The organism is Caulobacter sp. X (assembly GCF_002742635.1).
Taxonomy (GTDB): Bacteria; Pseudomonadota; Alphaproteobacteria; order Caulobacterales; family Caulobacteraceae; genus Caulobacter.
In genome coordinates, this window is sequence record NZ_PEGF01000002.1 from 647,229 (window position 1) to 660,982 (window position 13,754).

14 protein-coding genes and 1 tRNA gene are annotated in these 13,754 nt (G+C 68.8%); 7 read left to right on the plus strand and 8 right to left on the minus strand.

Annotation, left to right across the window (positions count from 1 at the left end; translation table 11 throughout):
* Positions 1-8: 8 nt before the first annotated feature.
* Together CSW60_RS15310 and CSW60_RS15320 are read right to left on the minus strand one after the other, a co-directional pair.
* Positions 9-1,286 (minus strand): MFS transporter, encoded by a 1,278-nt coding sequence (locus CSW60_RS15310; RefSeq protein WP_099538185.1) that lies wholly within the window; start codon positions 1,284-1,286, stop codon positions 9-11.
* A 203-nt stretch (positions 1,287-1,489) separates the two neighbouring features.
* Positions 1,490-1,987 carry an Lrp/AsnC family transcriptional regulator gene (locus CSW60_RS15320; RefSeq protein WP_004620861.1) on the minus strand — a complete coding sequence of 166 codons (498 nt, stop codon included), beginning with the start codon at positions 1,985-1,987 and terminating at the stop codon, positions 1,490-1,492.
* Positions 1,988-2,129: 142 nt separating this feature from the next.
* Between CSW60_RS15320 and CSW60_RS15325 the strand changes: the two genes are divergently transcribed.
* Positions 2,130-5,573, plus strand: a complete 3,444-nt coding sequence (locus CSW60_RS15325; protein ID WP_099538186.1) for an indolepyruvate ferredoxin oxidoreductase family protein — start codon at positions 2,130-2,132, stop codon at positions 5,571-5,573.
* Here CSW60_RS15325 and CSW60_RS15330 read toward each other — a convergent pair.
* Together CSW60_RS15330 and CSW60_RS15335 are read right to left on the minus strand one after the other, a co-directional pair.
* Positions 5,518-5,736: a hypothetical protein gene (locus tag CSW60_RS15330; protein WP_369801031.1), complete on the minus strand. Its 219-nt coding sequence runs from the start codon at positions 5,734-5,736 to the stop codon at positions 5,518-5,520. The two genes, CSW60_RS15325 and CSW60_RS15330, sit on opposite strands and share 56 nt — an antisense overlap.
* Positions 5,737-6,909: a DUF418 domain-containing protein gene (locus tag CSW60_RS15335; RefSeq protein ID WP_099538187.1), complete on the minus strand. Its 1,173-nt coding sequence runs from the start codon at positions 6,907-6,909 to the stop codon at positions 5,737-5,739. It abuts the gene before it with no gap.
* 148 nt (positions 6,910-7,057) lie between these two features.
* Here CSW60_RS15335 and CSW60_RS15340 point away from each other — a divergent pair, with 148 nt between their 5' ends.
* The 5 genes from CSW60_RS15340 (at position 7,058) to CSW60_RS15360 (ending at position 10,019) form a co-directional block, all read left to right on the plus strand.
* Positions 7,058-7,360: a hypothetical protein gene (locus CSW60_RS15340; RefSeq protein ID WP_099538188.1), complete on the plus strand. Its 303-nt coding sequence runs from the start codon at positions 7,058-7,060 to the stop codon at positions 7,358-7,360.
* Positions 7,357-7,632 (plus strand): type II toxin-antitoxin system RelE/ParE family toxin, encoded by a 276-nt coding sequence (locus CSW60_RS15345; RefSeq protein WP_099538189.1) that lies wholly within the window; start codon positions 7,357-7,359, stop codon positions 7,630-7,632. The genes CSW60_RS15340 and CSW60_RS15345 overlap by 4 nt, the downstream gene beginning before the upstream one ends.
* Positions 7,629-8,741 (plus strand): NAD(P)/FAD-dependent oxidoreductase, encoded by a 1,113-nt coding sequence (locus tag CSW60_RS15350; RefSeq protein WP_099538190.1) that lies wholly within the window; start codon positions 7,629-7,631, stop codon positions 8,739-8,741. The genes CSW60_RS15345 and CSW60_RS15350 overlap by 4 nt, the downstream gene beginning before the upstream one ends.
* 107 nt (positions 8,742-8,848) lie before the next feature.
* Positions 8,849-9,898 (plus strand): glycosyltransferase, encoded by a 1,050-nt coding sequence (locus CSW60_RS15355; RefSeq protein ID WP_099538191.1) that lies wholly within the window; start codon positions 8,849-8,851, stop codon positions 9,896-9,898.
* 44 nt (positions 9,899-9,942) lie between these two features.
* Positions 9,943-10,019: transfer RNA gene (locus tag CSW60_RS15360), tRNA-Met, on the plus strand.
* 40 nt (positions 10,020-10,059) lie between these two features.
* Here the strand turns inward: CSW60_RS15360 and CSW60_RS15365 are convergent.
* Both CSW60_RS15365 and CSW60_RS15370 read right to left on the minus strand, forming a co-directional pair.
* A complete protein-coding gene (locus CSW60_RS15365) occupies positions 10,060-10,308 on the minus strand; it encodes a BrnA antitoxin family protein (RefSeq protein WP_236634296.1) in 249 nt (82 codons plus the stop codon).
* Complete coding sequence (locus CSW60_RS15370; RefSeq protein WP_099538193.1) at positions 10,292-10,573, minus strand: BrnT family toxin; 282 nt, start codon at positions 10,571-10,573, stop codon at positions 10,292-10,294. The genes CSW60_RS15365 and CSW60_RS15370 overlap by 17 nt, the downstream gene beginning before the upstream one ends.
* A 145-nt stretch (positions 10,574-10,718) precedes the next feature.
* Here CSW60_RS15370 and CSW60_RS15375 point away from each other — a divergent pair, with 145 nt between their 5' ends.
* Positions 10,719-11,180: a hypothetical protein gene (locus tag CSW60_RS15375; RefSeq protein WP_099538194.1), complete on the plus strand. Its 462-nt coding sequence runs from the start codon at positions 10,719-10,721 to the stop codon at positions 11,178-11,180.
* Here CSW60_RS15375 and CSW60_RS15380 read toward each other — a convergent pair.
* Both CSW60_RS15380 and CSW60_RS15385 read right to left on the minus strand, forming a co-directional pair.
* Positions 11,146-12,114, minus strand: coding sequence for a glycerophosphodiester phosphodiesterase family protein (locus CSW60_RS15380; RefSeq protein ID WP_099539147.1), 969 nt, complete (start codon positions 12,112-12,114; stop codon positions 11,146-11,148). The genes CSW60_RS15375 and CSW60_RS15380 overlap by 35 nt on opposite strands.
* A 153-nt stretch (positions 12,115-12,267) precedes the next feature.
* Positions 12,268-13,656, minus strand: a complete 1,389-nt coding sequence (locus CSW60_RS15385; RefSeq protein ID WP_099538195.1) for a glycoside hydrolase family 47 protein — start codon at positions 13,654-13,656, stop codon at positions 12,268-12,270.
* Positions 13,657-13,754 lie beyond the last annotated feature (98 nt).

Sequence of the window (13,754 nt, forward strand, 5' to 3'; positions counted from 1 at the left end):
AGCCTTGCCTACAGCGCGTCCGGCGTCTTCTTCAGCGGCCACAGCGCCAGGAGGCTGATCGCGCCGGCCGCGGCCAGATACAGGCCGACCAGCTTCAGGCCGCCGTGGGTCGCCAGGGCCTGGGCGATGGCCGGGGTCATGCCGCCGCCGATCACGCCGCCGACATTGAAGGCGATCGACGCGCCGGTGTAGCGCACCCGGGCCGGAAACAGGCTGGGCAGCCAGGCGCCCAGGGGGCCGTAGACCAGGCCCATGACCACCAGGGCCAGCGACAGAAAGACGCCGATCAGCCCCAGCGAGCCCGAGCCCATCATCGGGGCCAAGGCCGCGCCGGCGACGATGGTCAGCAGCGAGCCGGCCATCAGCACGCGGCGGGGGCTCGACTTGTCCGCCCAGTAGCCAGCCCAGACGATGCCGCCGGCCATGAACAGGATAGCGACCAGCAGCACGCCCAGGAACAGCTGGCGGCCATAGCCCAGGGTCGTGACCCCATAGCCCAGCGAGAAGGCGGTGGTCAGGTAGAAGAGGGCGAAGCAGGCGACCACGGCGAAGGTGCCGCCGATCGTCTCGCGCGCGTGGGTCCTCATCAGCTCGGCGACCGGCACGTGCGGCGGCGGGGCTTCGTGCGCGGCGGCCTGGAAGGCGGGGGTCTCGGTCAGCTTCAGGCGGATCCACAGGCCGACCCCGACTAGCAGGATGCTGCCCAGGAACGGCACGCGCCAGCCCCAGGCCTGGAACTGCTCGGGCGTCAGCAGGGCGCCCAGGATCAGGAAGAGGCCGTTGGCGGCGATGAAGCCGACCGGCGCGCCCAGCTGCGGGAACATGCCAAAGCGCGCGCGGAAGCCGGGCGGGGCGTTCTCGACCGCCAGCAGCGCCGCGCCGCCCCATTCGCCACCCAGGCCGAAGCCCTGGCCAAAACGCAGCAGGCACAGCAGGAACGGCGCGACCCAGCCGATGTGGTGGTAGGTCGGCAGGAAGGCGACCAGCAGGGTCGAGCCGCCCATGATCAGCAGCGACGCCACCAGCGTCGACTTTCGCCCGATGCGATCGCCGAAATGGCCGAACACGATCGAGCCCAGGGGGCGGGCGATGAAGGCCACGCTCAGGCTGGCGTAGGAGGCCAAAAGCTGCATGGCCGGCGAGCTGGCCGGGAAGAACAGCGGCCCAAACACCAGCGAGGCGGCCGTGGCGTAGATATAGAAGTCGTAGAACTCGACCGCCGTGCCGATCAGGCTGGCGGCCAGCACGCGTCGCGTCGACGCACTCCCGGTGCTCGATCCGGCCATGGCGGCCTCTCCTTCGGTAGTCTTGTTTGCGCCAACCCTATTCCGTCATTCCCGCCCTTGTGGCGGGAACCCCTCTATCCGCCGCAGGTGCGGGAGGGGCGGATCGCTAGCGATCCGCTGGCGTCTCACGTGTCAGCTGAACCAGGGGTTCCCGCCACAAGGGCGGGAATGACGGAGGAAGGGGAAACGGGTTCCCCTCGCCCCTAGCCCAGCGGGCTCACATAAGGGCTGATCAGGCCCAGAGGCACGGCGGTCGAGTTCTTGACGCCGCGGATCACGATGCGGCTCTCGATGTTCGACACCAGGCCCAGCGACAGCAGCTTGTCGCGCAGGAATTCGTCGAAGGCGCGCATGTCGCGGGTGACGATGCGCATCTCGTAGTCGGCCGCGCCGGTCACGGTGGCGCACTGGACGACCTCGGCCCACTTGGCGACCGCCTGTTCGAACGTGTCCAGATTTTCCTTGGTCGGAAGGGACAGCTTGACGGTGCAATAGACCTCGAAGCCCAGGCCCAGCTTTTCGCGGTCCAGAATGGTCACGCGGCGCTGGATGACGCCGGCGTCTTCCAGCCGCTTGATCCGGCGCCAGCACGGGCTGGACGACAGGCCGACTCGTTCGGCGATCTCGGCGACGGACAGTCCGGCGTCGTGTTGGATGAGATCGAGGATCTTGGCATCCACGGCGTCGAGTTGTTCGGACAAGAAATTCCTCCCCCCAGCGGGCGTTGACGCTCACTTCGTGCGCAAAACGGCCACGAGTCGGGCACGCCTTGGGCAAACAATTTCCGCGCTTCTATAAGATATTGCGTTACGGGCGGGAAGACCCGGGAGGAAAATTTTTGCCATGCGGCACTCGGAAGTCACGCTCGACGACAAATATGTGCTCGAAGATGGTCGAGCTTTCATCACTGGCGTGCAGGCGCTGTTGCGCGTTTTGCTCGATCGCAAGCGCCTCGACCGCAAGGCGGGGTTGAATACGGCGGGCTTTTTGTCCGGCTATAGAGGCTCCCCCCTCGGCGGTCTCGACCAGCAGGCCGCGCGCATCAACAAGCTGCTGACCGCCCACGACGTCGTCTTCAAGGAAGGCGTCAACGAGGACCTGGCCGCCACCGCCGTGTGGGGCAGCCAGCAGGCGAATCTGTTCCCCGGCGCCCTCTACGACGGCGTGTTCGGCATGTGGTACGGCAAGGCGCCCGGCGTCGACCGCACCGGCGACGTCTTCAAGCACGCCAATTTCGCCGGCGTCTTCCCGACCGGCGGCGTGCTGGCGGTGGCCGGCGACGACCACAACTGCAAGAGCTCGACCCTGCCGTCGCAGTCCGAGTTCGCCTTCCAGGACTTCGAGATGCCGGTGCTGGCCCCGGCCGACGTGCAGGAGGTTCTCGACTACGGGATCCTGGGCCTGTCGCTGTCGCGGTTCTCGGGCCTGTGGGCGGGCATGATCGCCCTGGCCGACACCATGGACAGCGGCGTCACGATCGACGTCTCGCTGGACCGCCACAAGCTGGTCACGCCCGACTTCCCGTTCCCGCCCGGCGGTCTTGGCATTCGGCTGAAGGACCAGCCGATGGAGAAGGAGCGGCGGATGCGGCTCCACAAGATCCCCGCCGCCCTGGCCTTCGCCCGCGCCAACGGTATCGACCGCGTGGTGCTGGGCGCCTCGCACGTGCGGGTCGGCAAGGCGCGTCTTGGCATCGTCTGCCAGGGCCAAGCCTACAAGGATGTGCTGGAGGCCTTCACGGCCATGGGCATGAGCCTGCAGGAGGCCGCCGACCTGGGCGTCTCGATCTATAAGGTCGGCATGCCCTGGCCGCTGGAGCCGCTGGGCCTGCGCGCCTTCGCCGCCGGCCTCGAGACCCTGATGGTCATCGAGCACAAGCGCGCGCTGATCGAGCCCCAGGCTCGGGCGGCCCTCTATGACCTGCCCGCCCAGGCGCGCCCGCGCGTGATCGGCAAGACCGACGAGAAGGGCGGGCCGCTGCTGTCCGAGCTCGGCTCGCTGTCGGTGGCGGAAATCGCGCTCGCCATCTACGACCGCCTGCCCGAGGGGCCGCACATGGAGTGGGCCCAGGCCTATCTGAACCGCGTCAGCGCCGCCGGCGTCGCCGCCGTCAGCCTGGCCGCCGACCAGGCCCGCAAGCCGTTCTTCTGCTCGGGCTGCCCGCACAACACCTCGACCAAGCTGCCCGAGGGCAGCCGCGCTCTCGCCGGCATCGGCTGCCACTACATGGCGAGCTTCAACGACCCGTCGACGGACCTCAACACCCACATGGGCGGCGAGGGCCTGACCTGGGTCGGCGCCTCGCCGTTCACCAGCGAAAAGCACGTCTTCCAGAACCTGGGCGATGGCACCTACAACCACTCGGGCTCGCTGGCGATCCGGGGCGCGGTCGCGGCCGGGACCAACATCACCTACAAGCTGCTCTACAACGACGCCGTGGCCATGACCGGCGGCCAGCGGGCCGAGAGCGGCTTCACCCCCGCCCAGATCACCCGCCAGCTGGCGGCCGAGGGCGTGAAGAAGACCGTCATCGTCGTCGACGACCTCAAGCGCTACGAGGGCGTTACGGGCCTGGCGCCGGGCGTCGAGATCTTCCCGCGCTCGGAGCTGATCCGCGTGCAGGAGATGCTGCGCGAGACGCCCGGGACCACGGTGCTGCTGTACGACCAGACCTGCGCCACCGAAAAGCGCCGCCGCCGCAAGCGCGGCTCCATGCCCAAGGCCACCCAGCGCGTCTTCATCAATCCGCTGGTCTGCGAAGGCTGCGGCGACTGCTCGGTGAAGTCCAACTGCGTCTCGGTCGAGCCCCTGGCCACCGAGTTCGGCCGCAAGCGCAAGATCAACCAGTCCTCGTGCAATCAGGACTATTCCTGCGTCCAGGGCTTCTGCCCGTCGTTCATCACCCTGGAAGGGGCCGAGAGCGCGCAAGGCAAGAAGACCCCGGCGGCCCTGACCGCCGAGTCGACGCCGCTGCCCGAGTTCGAGCCGCTGACCGGCGTGCGCAAGATCCTGTTCACGGGCGTCGGCGGCACGGGCGTGACGACCGTCGCCTCGATCCTGGCCATGGCCGCCCACATCGACGGCCGCGCCGGCAGCGTGGTCGACATGACGGGCCTGGCCCAAAAGGGCGGCTCGGTGTTCAGCCACGTCAAGATCGGCGAGACCGAGGAGACGGTGGTCGGCGGTCGCGTGCCCGCGGCCAGCGCCGATGTGCTGATCGCCTGCGACCTGCTGGTCGCCGCCTCGCCCGAAGGCCTGTCGCTGTACGCCAAGGACCGCACGCGCGCGTTCGGCAACAGCGACTTCGCCCCGACGGCCGACTTCGTCACCAGTCGCGACATCCGCTTCGACAGCGGGGCCATGGCCCGGCGGGTCAAGACCGCGAGCAAGACCTTCGACGCCTGCCCGGCCCAGCACCTGGCCGAGAGCCAGTTCGGCGACGCCATCTACGCCAACATGATCATGGTGGGCTTCGCCTGGCAGCGCGGGGTGATCCCGGTCTCCAGCCGCGCCCTATACCGCGCGATCAAGCTGAACGGGGTGGACGCCGAAGCCAACCTGCAGGCCTTCGAACTGGGCCGCCGGGTGGCGCATGACCCGACCTCGATCGCGGTCAAGGAAGACAAGGTCGCCACGCCCGAGACCATGCCGCTAGACGACCTGATCGCCCACCGGATCCGCGAGCTGACGGCTTACCAGAACGCGGCCTACGCCCAGCGCTACGCGGACAAGATCGCCAAGGTCCGTAGCGCCGAAGCCGCCGTTTCCGGCGCGGACTCGGCGCTGCCGCTGACCCGCGCGGCGGCGACCAACCTCTACAAGCTGATGGCCTACAAGGACGAGTACGAGGTCGCGCGCCTCTACACCGACGGACGCTTCGCGGCCGAGCTGGCCGGGACGTTCAAGGGCGGCAAGGCCAAGGTCTGGCTCTCCCCGCCGCTGCTGGCCCCCAAGGGCGCCGACGGCAAGCCCAAGAAGATCGCCTTCGGCGGCTGGATGCTGGACCTGGCCTTCCCGGTCATGGCCAAGATGAAGGGCCTGCGCGGCGGCGCGCTCGACCTCTTCGGCCACACCGAGGAGCGCCGGATGGAACGCGGCCTGATCGCCAGCTACGAGGTCGCCCTCGACCGCCTGGTCGCGGGCCTCTGCACCGAGAGCCTGCCGCTGGCCCTGAAGATCGCCGAAATTCCGCAGCAGATCCGAGGCTTCGGCCACGTCAAGGACGCCTCGGTCAAGACCGCCAAGGCGGCGGAAGAAACGCTGTGGGCGCAGTGGGGGGCGAGCTAGGGGCGGCCGAAAGAATCCCTCTCCCAGAGGGAGAGGGCGGGGCCCGCCGCGAAGCGGTGGGAGGGTGAGGGGTTTCGAGGATTGACGGCGCGCCGGCGCTCCGTTGAACGCCGTAACCCCTCACCCCGACCCTCTCCCTATGGGAGAGGGAGCAAACCCACATTCACCGCACGAACGGCACCTTGGTCGTCATGTAGGTCGCCGCGCGCCAGACCCATTCCAGCGGGCCGTAGTGGAAGCGCTTGAACCACAACGTCGCGACGACGCCCTGGACCACCAGGAAGCCCACGCCCAGCCACAGGGCCGTCGCCTGCGGCAGCCATTTCCAGGCGCCCAGGCCAAAGCCGTAGAAGATCGGCACCCAGATCAGCGACTGCAGCACATAGAAGGTCAGGGTCATGCGGCCCATGGGGGCGAGACGCTCAAGCGCCTTGCGCAGCGGACCCGTGTAGAGCTCGACGATCAGCAGCACGTAGACGCCCATCAGCGAGACGTCGAACCAGCCGCCCAGCAGCGTGCCGATCAGCTTGCGGGCCATGGGCGCGGCGTTGGCGTCCGGGGCGAGGGCCTGCAGGGGGGCGGCGCCCAGGTGGCAGGCGATGGCGATCGCCGCCAGGGCGGTCAGGGCGGCGCGGCGCTCGGCCTTGAAGCGGTCCGGAGCCTCGAAGAAGCCTTCGCGGCCCAGGCGCAGCCCCACCAGGAACAGGGCCAGGATCTGGAACAGCCGCCCGGTCTCGATGAAGAACCACCACTTGAAGGTCTGGCCCTGGCCGACGTTCCACAGCAGCATCTGGCCCAGCGGGGCTGTGCGGTAGAAGGCCGGGCCGGTGTCTGCATAGTGATGCGGCGGCTGGTTGGCCCAGGCCTCGCCGCCGATCGCGCCCCACAGCTGGAACAGCAGGCCCGGCTGGGCCAGCAGCACGGCGGCGACGCCCAGAAGCATCTGGTTGCTGGCGCGGTGATAGGGGATCAGGATCAGGCCCAGCGGCGCCAGCACCATCAGGATGTCGCCGCGATAGACCAGGCTGTGGGCCAGGCCGATCAGGGCCAGCACCGCCATCCGCCAGGCGAAGCGGCCCGAGAAATCGACCCCGCGCTTGTCGGCCTTGTCCATCAACAGGAAGAAGCTGAGGCCAAAGCACAGGGTCAGCAGGCTGAACGCCTTGCCCATGAAGAAGGTGGTGAAGATCACGTGGGTCAGGTTCTGCTGCGGCGCGGCCCAATAGATCTCGTACTGCTCGAACATGTGGACCATGTAGACGCCGATCAGGGCGAAGGCGCGCAGGGTGTCGATCAGCAGATTGCGCGCCGGCGCGGCCGTCATGGCGTTGGTCATGGTTTCCCCACCTGTGGTCCCTAAAGGACGTTCCCGGAGCGTCTTGGCGCCCTTGGCGAAGCGCGACCTTGTCCGATCCGACGGCGCTGTCAATCGATTGCCGCGACCGTCGGCTGGCGCGGGGGCGGGTTCGTGCTAGGCTTCGTCCATGAACAGGCCGGTCGATCAAAGCCAGGTGACGGTGCGGCTCAGCGCCGAGGACGCCGCGGACCTGCAGGCGCGCGTGGATCGCGGCGAGTTCGCGTCGCTCGACGAGGGCCTGGCCGCCGAACTGGCCGAGCTCAACTATCGCCGGGCCGCCGAGATCGTCGGCGGCTCGGAGAAGCTCGAGGCGCTGCTGGATGAGCTTGAGGCCGAGACCATCGACCCGGGCGAGTGCGTCGACGGGCGGGCGTTCCTGTCCGAGATGCTGGCGGATCTGAAAGCTCAGGCCAGGGCCGCTGGCGAGTGAGCCCCGGTTATGTCCTGACGAAGCGGGCTCAGCGCGATCTGAACCGCATCGGGGCCTATATCGCCAAGGATAGCCCCAGAGCCGCGGTGCTTTTCATCGAAGGCCTCATCGAGGAGTTCGACCAGATCGCCGCCTTTCCCTTCATGGCCCAGGCCGTCGCGCGAAATCCCAGCTTCCGCCGACTTCCCTACGGCGCCTACGTCATCTTCTATCAAGTGAGCGAACAGGCGGTCGTCATTCGCTCCATCGAGCATTCGGCGACCCTCAAATGACCAAATACGATTTCGACGCCGTCGTGGTGGGGGCCGGGGCCGTGGGCCTGGCCTGCGGCTACGCCCTGGCCCGTCGCGGCCTGATGGTCGTGGTGCTGGAGGCGGAAGGCCACATCGGCCAGGGCGTCTCGTCGCGCAATTCCGAGGTGATCCACGGCGGGCTCTACTATCCGACCGGCTCGCTGAAGGCGCGGCTGTGCGTCCAGGGGCGGCGGCTGCTGTACGCCTTCCTGGATACGCACGGGATCGCCTACAAGCGCTGCGGCAAGCTGGTGGTGGCCACCAGCGACGACGAGATCCCGCGCCTCGACGCCATCTGGGACCAGGCGCTGGCCAACGATGTCGAGGGCATGGAACGCCTGACCGGCGAGGCGGCGCGGGCGCTGGAGCCCGGCCTCAACGCCCATGCGGCGCTGCTGTCGCCGGAGAGCGGCGTCTTCGCCAGCCACGACTACATGCTGGCCCTGCAGGGCGAGATCGAGGCCTCCGGCGGGGCGGTGGTGCTGGGAACGCCGTTCGAGGGCGCCGAGCCCTTTAAGGGCGGCGGCTTCAAGGTGCGGGCGGGCGGCGCCGATCCGACCAGCCTGACCTGCCGGCTGCTGGTCACCGCGCCGGGCCTCTCGTCGCAAGAGGTGGCGAGCCGGATCGAGGGCTTCCCCGCCGATCGCATCCCCAAGGCCCACTATGGCAAGGGCGTCTATTTCCGGCTGACCGGCAAGGCGCCGTTCCAGCGGCTGATCTATCCGCCGCCGATCCACGGGGCGCTGGGCACCCACTACCGCAACGACCTGGGCGGCCAGGCGGTGTTCGGCCCGGACCTCGAATATGTTCCGGCGCCCGACTACTCGGTCGATCCGGCGCGCGCCGAGGCCTTCGCCGCCTATATCCGCAAGTTCTGGCCGGGCCTGCCCGACGGCGCCCTGACCCCCGACTACGCCGGGGTGCGGCCCAAGCTGCACGGGCCGGACGAACCGCAGCCCGACTTCCAGCTGCGCGGCGCCGAGGATCACGGGGTCGAGGGGCTGATGGCGCTGTTCGGCATCGAAAGCCCCGGCCTGACCAGTTCGCTGGCGATCGGCGAAGAGGTCGCGGCGCGGTTGGGTCTTTAAAATCCTCCCCCCCCCGTGGGAGAGGATCGCCCCTCCCGCTCCCGCGTTGACACCGTCGCCGGGCGCCACGATGGTCCCGGCCCGAAAAGCCGCTCCCGGAGCCCGTCTTGAGCAACATCCTGCACGCCATGCTGGGCAAGGGGCTGGGCGGCCTTGAGCAGGTCTTCCTCGACTATCAGCCGATCCTGGAGGCGTGGGCCGCGCGCCATGGCGGGCGCTGCGTCGGCGTCGTGCGTCGCGGCGGCAAGGTCGCGGCGGCCCAGGCCGATCGGGCGCCGCCGCTCTCGACCATGCCGGCCCTCACCGACTGGGACCCGCTGACGGTCGGCGCCGCCAAGGCCCTGGTCCGGACGACGCGGCCCGACCTGATCCTCAGCCACGGCCAACGCCCGGCCCGCGTGTTCGCCAAGGCCGCGCCGCCGAACGCGGTGCAGGCCGTCTGCGTGCACAAGCCGGCCTTCGACATCCGGCCGGGCGTCCACTACCTGTGCGTCGGCCAGCATCTGGCGCGGCTGGCGATCGAGCGCGGCGCGCCGGCGGACCATGTCCATGTCATCCCCAACGCCGTGACGCCGCCGACCGCGCGCGCCGAGCCCTTCGCGCGGGCCGAGGGGCCCATCCGCATCGTCGCGGCCGGGCGGCTGCATCCCAAGAAAGGCTTCGACGTGCTGATCCGCGCGGTCGGCAAGCTGCGCGCCTGGGACCTGGAGGTGGTCTGCGACATCGCCGGCGAGGGCGGCGAGCGCGGCGCGCTGGAAGCCCTGATCCGCGAGCTCGATCTTGATCCCTGCGTCAAACTGGTCGGCTGGCGCCAGGACGTGGCCGGCTTCCTGGCGACCGGCGACCTCTTCGCCTTCCCCTCGCACCAGGAGGGTTTCCCCCTGACCCTGCTGGAGGCGATGGCGGTGGGCCTGCCTGTCGTGGCCTCCGAGATCGAGGGGCCGATCGAGATGATCAAGGAAGGCGTCAACGGTCGGCTGGTCCCGGAGGACGACCCCGACCGCCTGGCCGAGGCGCTGGGCGAGCTGATCGGCGACCGCGACGGCGCGCGCCGGATGGGCCAGGCGGCCCGGACGCTGGTGCTGGAAGAGTACGGCCCCGAACAACTGGCGCGACGGTTGGAAGCGGTGCTGGATGGAATGTTAGCGCGGGCTTGATGCGAAGCGCGCTTGGGCGTATGACCCCCGTCCGTCCTGGCTATGGCTGGGTAGCTCAGATGGTTAGAGCGGTGGATTCATAACCCACAGGTCGGCGGTTCGATCCCGCCCCCCGCCACCAGGACGGACTGACTTCCCTTAAAATTCAAGATGATCGGGCGCTATACGCCGACCGCCTTCTTGAGGATCTCGTTGGCGCGACTCTGCCAGCCGGGACCGCCTTCACGCAGCTTGTCGAGTACGTCCTGATCCAGGCGCAGCGTGACCTGTCGCTTGGGACGTTCGGACTTGGGCCGGCCGGGCTTGGTCAGCGTGCCGTTGGCGGGACGGATGACGCGGTCGCCGATGCTGAACTCGGCGCGTTCGAACATCTCGTCGGTCCACTCCGGAGCATCATCCGGATCGCTCAACGAAACGCCTGAATTTCCTTTGTTCCCGGTCATTGCACTTTCTCATGGAGATGATGCGGCGAGCCGTCCCGCGAGGCGTCCATATGATCGCGACGAGACGGTCGTCCAGATATCCGACGGTCAAGAACCGCTCCTCGCCATAGTCCTCTCGATCGTCGACGATCGTGTACTTCGGGCCGTCGAACACGATAGCCGCATCCCCGAAGTCCAGTCCGCGATCCTCAAGCGTCCTTCGGCGCTTTTCGTCATCGAACTCGATCTTCATGGTGGGGCTCCAGCTCCCGCCACGAATAATCAAAAATTGTAAATTTCAATACGCTCATCTTTTAGATGAGCAATTATTGTAGCTACAAAAATACCTCAAAGACGGCGCTCGCGCAACGTCGCCGCGCGCCGCCCGTTGTCGCGTCATGGCGCGCGCTCCCAAGGTCTTCACGTGGTCGGACGGCTTTCACCGCTACACCGTGGCCGCGACGTCGCGGGCCAAGGCGCTGGCGGCCTGGGAGACCGATCGCGATCTCTTCAAGGAAGGCGTAGCCGCCGAAGCGCCCGACTCGCCCGACGCCAAGGCCGCTCTGGCCGCGCCGGGAGCGGTGATCCGCCGGGCCGAGGGCGGACTGACGGCCGCCGTCGACAAGCTGCCCAAGCCCAAGCCGAAGAAGACCGATGTCGCGGCGGAGGCCAAGCGCAAGCAGGCGCTCGCTGAGGCCGAAGCGGCCCTCGAGGCGGCCGAGACCGAGCAGCGCGACGCCGAGGCCGATCTGGAGCAGCGACGTCGCGCCCTGGAAGAGGAAGCCCTGACGCTTGAGCGGTCGTGGACCGCCCGCCGCGCCAAGCTCACGAAGACGGTGGAAGGCCTGCGGTCGCGATAGCGGACGGCGCATGGCCGCGCAGGCCGCGACGCTCCAGATAGTCGAGAAGCGCCGCCGGATGGTCGGTCTGGACGATGCTGGCGCCCTGGGCGATCAGGCGGCCCCAGGCGCGATCGGGATCGCGCAGGGCCTGGCGGTCGCCCGACTGGTCCAGCACCCCGCGCCAGCCCTTGGCGGCCAGGGTGTTGGTCCAGACGCGGATGCGGGCGGCGCGAGCGGCGTCGCGCACGGCGGCGAAGCCGGGGCCCCGCAAGGCCACCGTCTCGATGGCGGGGATCTGGCGCGCGCCGGAGGCCTGGCGCTGGGCGATGTCGGCGAGGTCGCCGGGCGTCCTCGCGGCCTTGGCCTCGACCATCGGCATGAAGGCCAGGTCCCGGTAGAGCGCCTGGTCGGCCAGGGGCGGGGCGCCGAAGCGCGCCTTGGCCTTGAACAGCACCCACTCCGTCGCCCCGACGCGGCGGGCGATGGCGGCCGCCTCGGCGGCGTAGGGGCCCTTCAGGTCGATATTGACCAGGATCCGTCCGCGCGCGGCGGCCAGGAACGCCTCCAGGGTGGGCGGCGCTTCGTCCTCGCCGTCCTTCAGGCGCAGGGCCTGGATCTGGGCGAGGGTCTGGTCGGCGACGCGGCCCTTGCCGTCGGTGGTCCGATCGACCTTGGCGTCATGCATTATGATGAGCTGGCCGTCGCTTGTGCGGCGTACGTCGATCTCGACGAGGTCCACGCCCAGCGCCACGCAGCGCTCCAGGGCGGCCAGGGAGTTTTCAGGAACCGCGCGCTCGAAGCCGCGGCTGGGCGCGGCGCGATGGCAGGCGCGGTGGGCGACCACCAGGACGCCGTCGCCGGGATCGTAGAGGCGATCGCGCAGACCCGCCGCGGAAACGGGCGCGGCCGCGACGCACAGCGCCAGAACGATCGGAACGGACAGCAGTCGCACGCTCAAGGCCCCCCAGCCTTCAAACCCATGGCCGAGTCACGCGACAGGCGTGCGGCGATCCGGGCTCAGGGATGTGACGGCGCCAGCGCGGTCACCCCTCAAGTGGGGACCGCGCGATTTGTTGTCCAATGAAGCTTTGTTCAGCCGGGCGGCTTAGGCCTTGCGAAAACCCCGCAGCACATTGGCCTCGGTGCTGAGCTGCAGCTGGGCGTAGTCGATGCGCGGCGTGTCCGAGAACAGCAGGTAGTAGTACTTCATCTGCTCGGACCACCAGTAGCCGGGGCAGTTGTCGCCCTGGGTCATCGGCCGGGTCGTGATGTCCTTCAGCGCCGTGTAGCCGAAGGCCGCGCGGCTGGTCGCCTTCATCTGGCGATAGTGGATCGCCGCCAGCTGGCGATAGCGCTCGTCGCGGTCGAGCAGCCACAGGTTCAGGCAGGCGTCGGGATATTCGGGGCGCAGGCCGGTATGCTTGCGGCGCGGCTGGCGGGTGGCGACGTCGATCGATTCCGGGATCACGCCGAAGGTCGCCTGCATCTCGGTGAAGGAGGCCAGATAGTCGTCGCCCTCCTTCTTGTGGCCGACCTGGCCCAGCAGGCCGGCATAGTAGGCGGCCAGTTCGCTCTGAGTGGTGTTCAGCACCGCGCCGGTCTCGTAGTCGACCATCGGGAACCACAGCCGCCCGTCATAGCGCTGGGCCTGGTGGGCCAGCTGCGCGTCCACGCATTCGCGCGCCCAGCGCTTGCAGTCCTGGTCGCCGAACAGCTCCCAGGCGTCCCACAGGTACTCGTAGAAGCTGTCGGCATAGACGTCGATGCTGGCTGACCGGCTGATATATTCGCCGGTGCGGGCGTCGATATTGGCGGCCATCAGGCCAATCTTCGAGCGGCGATCCAGCGCATGCTTCATCGCGCGCTTGGCGGTGTCGAAGTAGCGCTTGTCGCCGGTCAGCTGGCCCAGCACCCCGAACTCGGTGATGTAGGTGCCGATCTCGGCCAGGTTGGTCTCGGGATCGCGCACGGCGCCGGTCCGGAGGTTCACATAGCGCCAGGGCAGGCCGTGCGGCGAGGCGTCGAAAGCCTTCATCAGGCGATCGGCCAGGTCCTTGGCCTTGGCTAGCAGGACGGGATCACCGCAAGCCAGGTGCGCCGAGATCAGGCCGCCGACCAGGCGGATATTGGTCTCGAAGACCTGGGCCTCGCCGTCGACGTCGAAATCGAGCGAGGTCTTCACCCAGTCGACGCCGGCCTGGAACTCCTCGTCCAGCCCCATGATCCACAGGGTGTCCAGCGCTTCGACCAGCGACAGGCCCAGGTCGTGGCCCTCGATGAAGAACGAGCGCGAGGTCCCGCTGACCGGATTGATCTCGTCCTTGCCCCACGCCTTGGCGACATAGCCGCGCCAGGCCCACTGGAATTCCGAGCGGACGTCGGCGGCCAGCGCCTTCCAGTCCTCCGTCGAGGCGGCGGCCAGGGCCGGGGCGGACAGCAGCGTCGCGCCCAGCGAGGCCAGGGCGGAACGGCGCGTGAGTCGAGCAAGGGTCATGCGAAAGCTTATCGACCCGCGCGGGCGGGGAAAAGCGCCCGGCCGGGGTCACGACACCCCGGCCGGTAAGGCGGCTGGCGGGTGGGGACGCCAGCGAG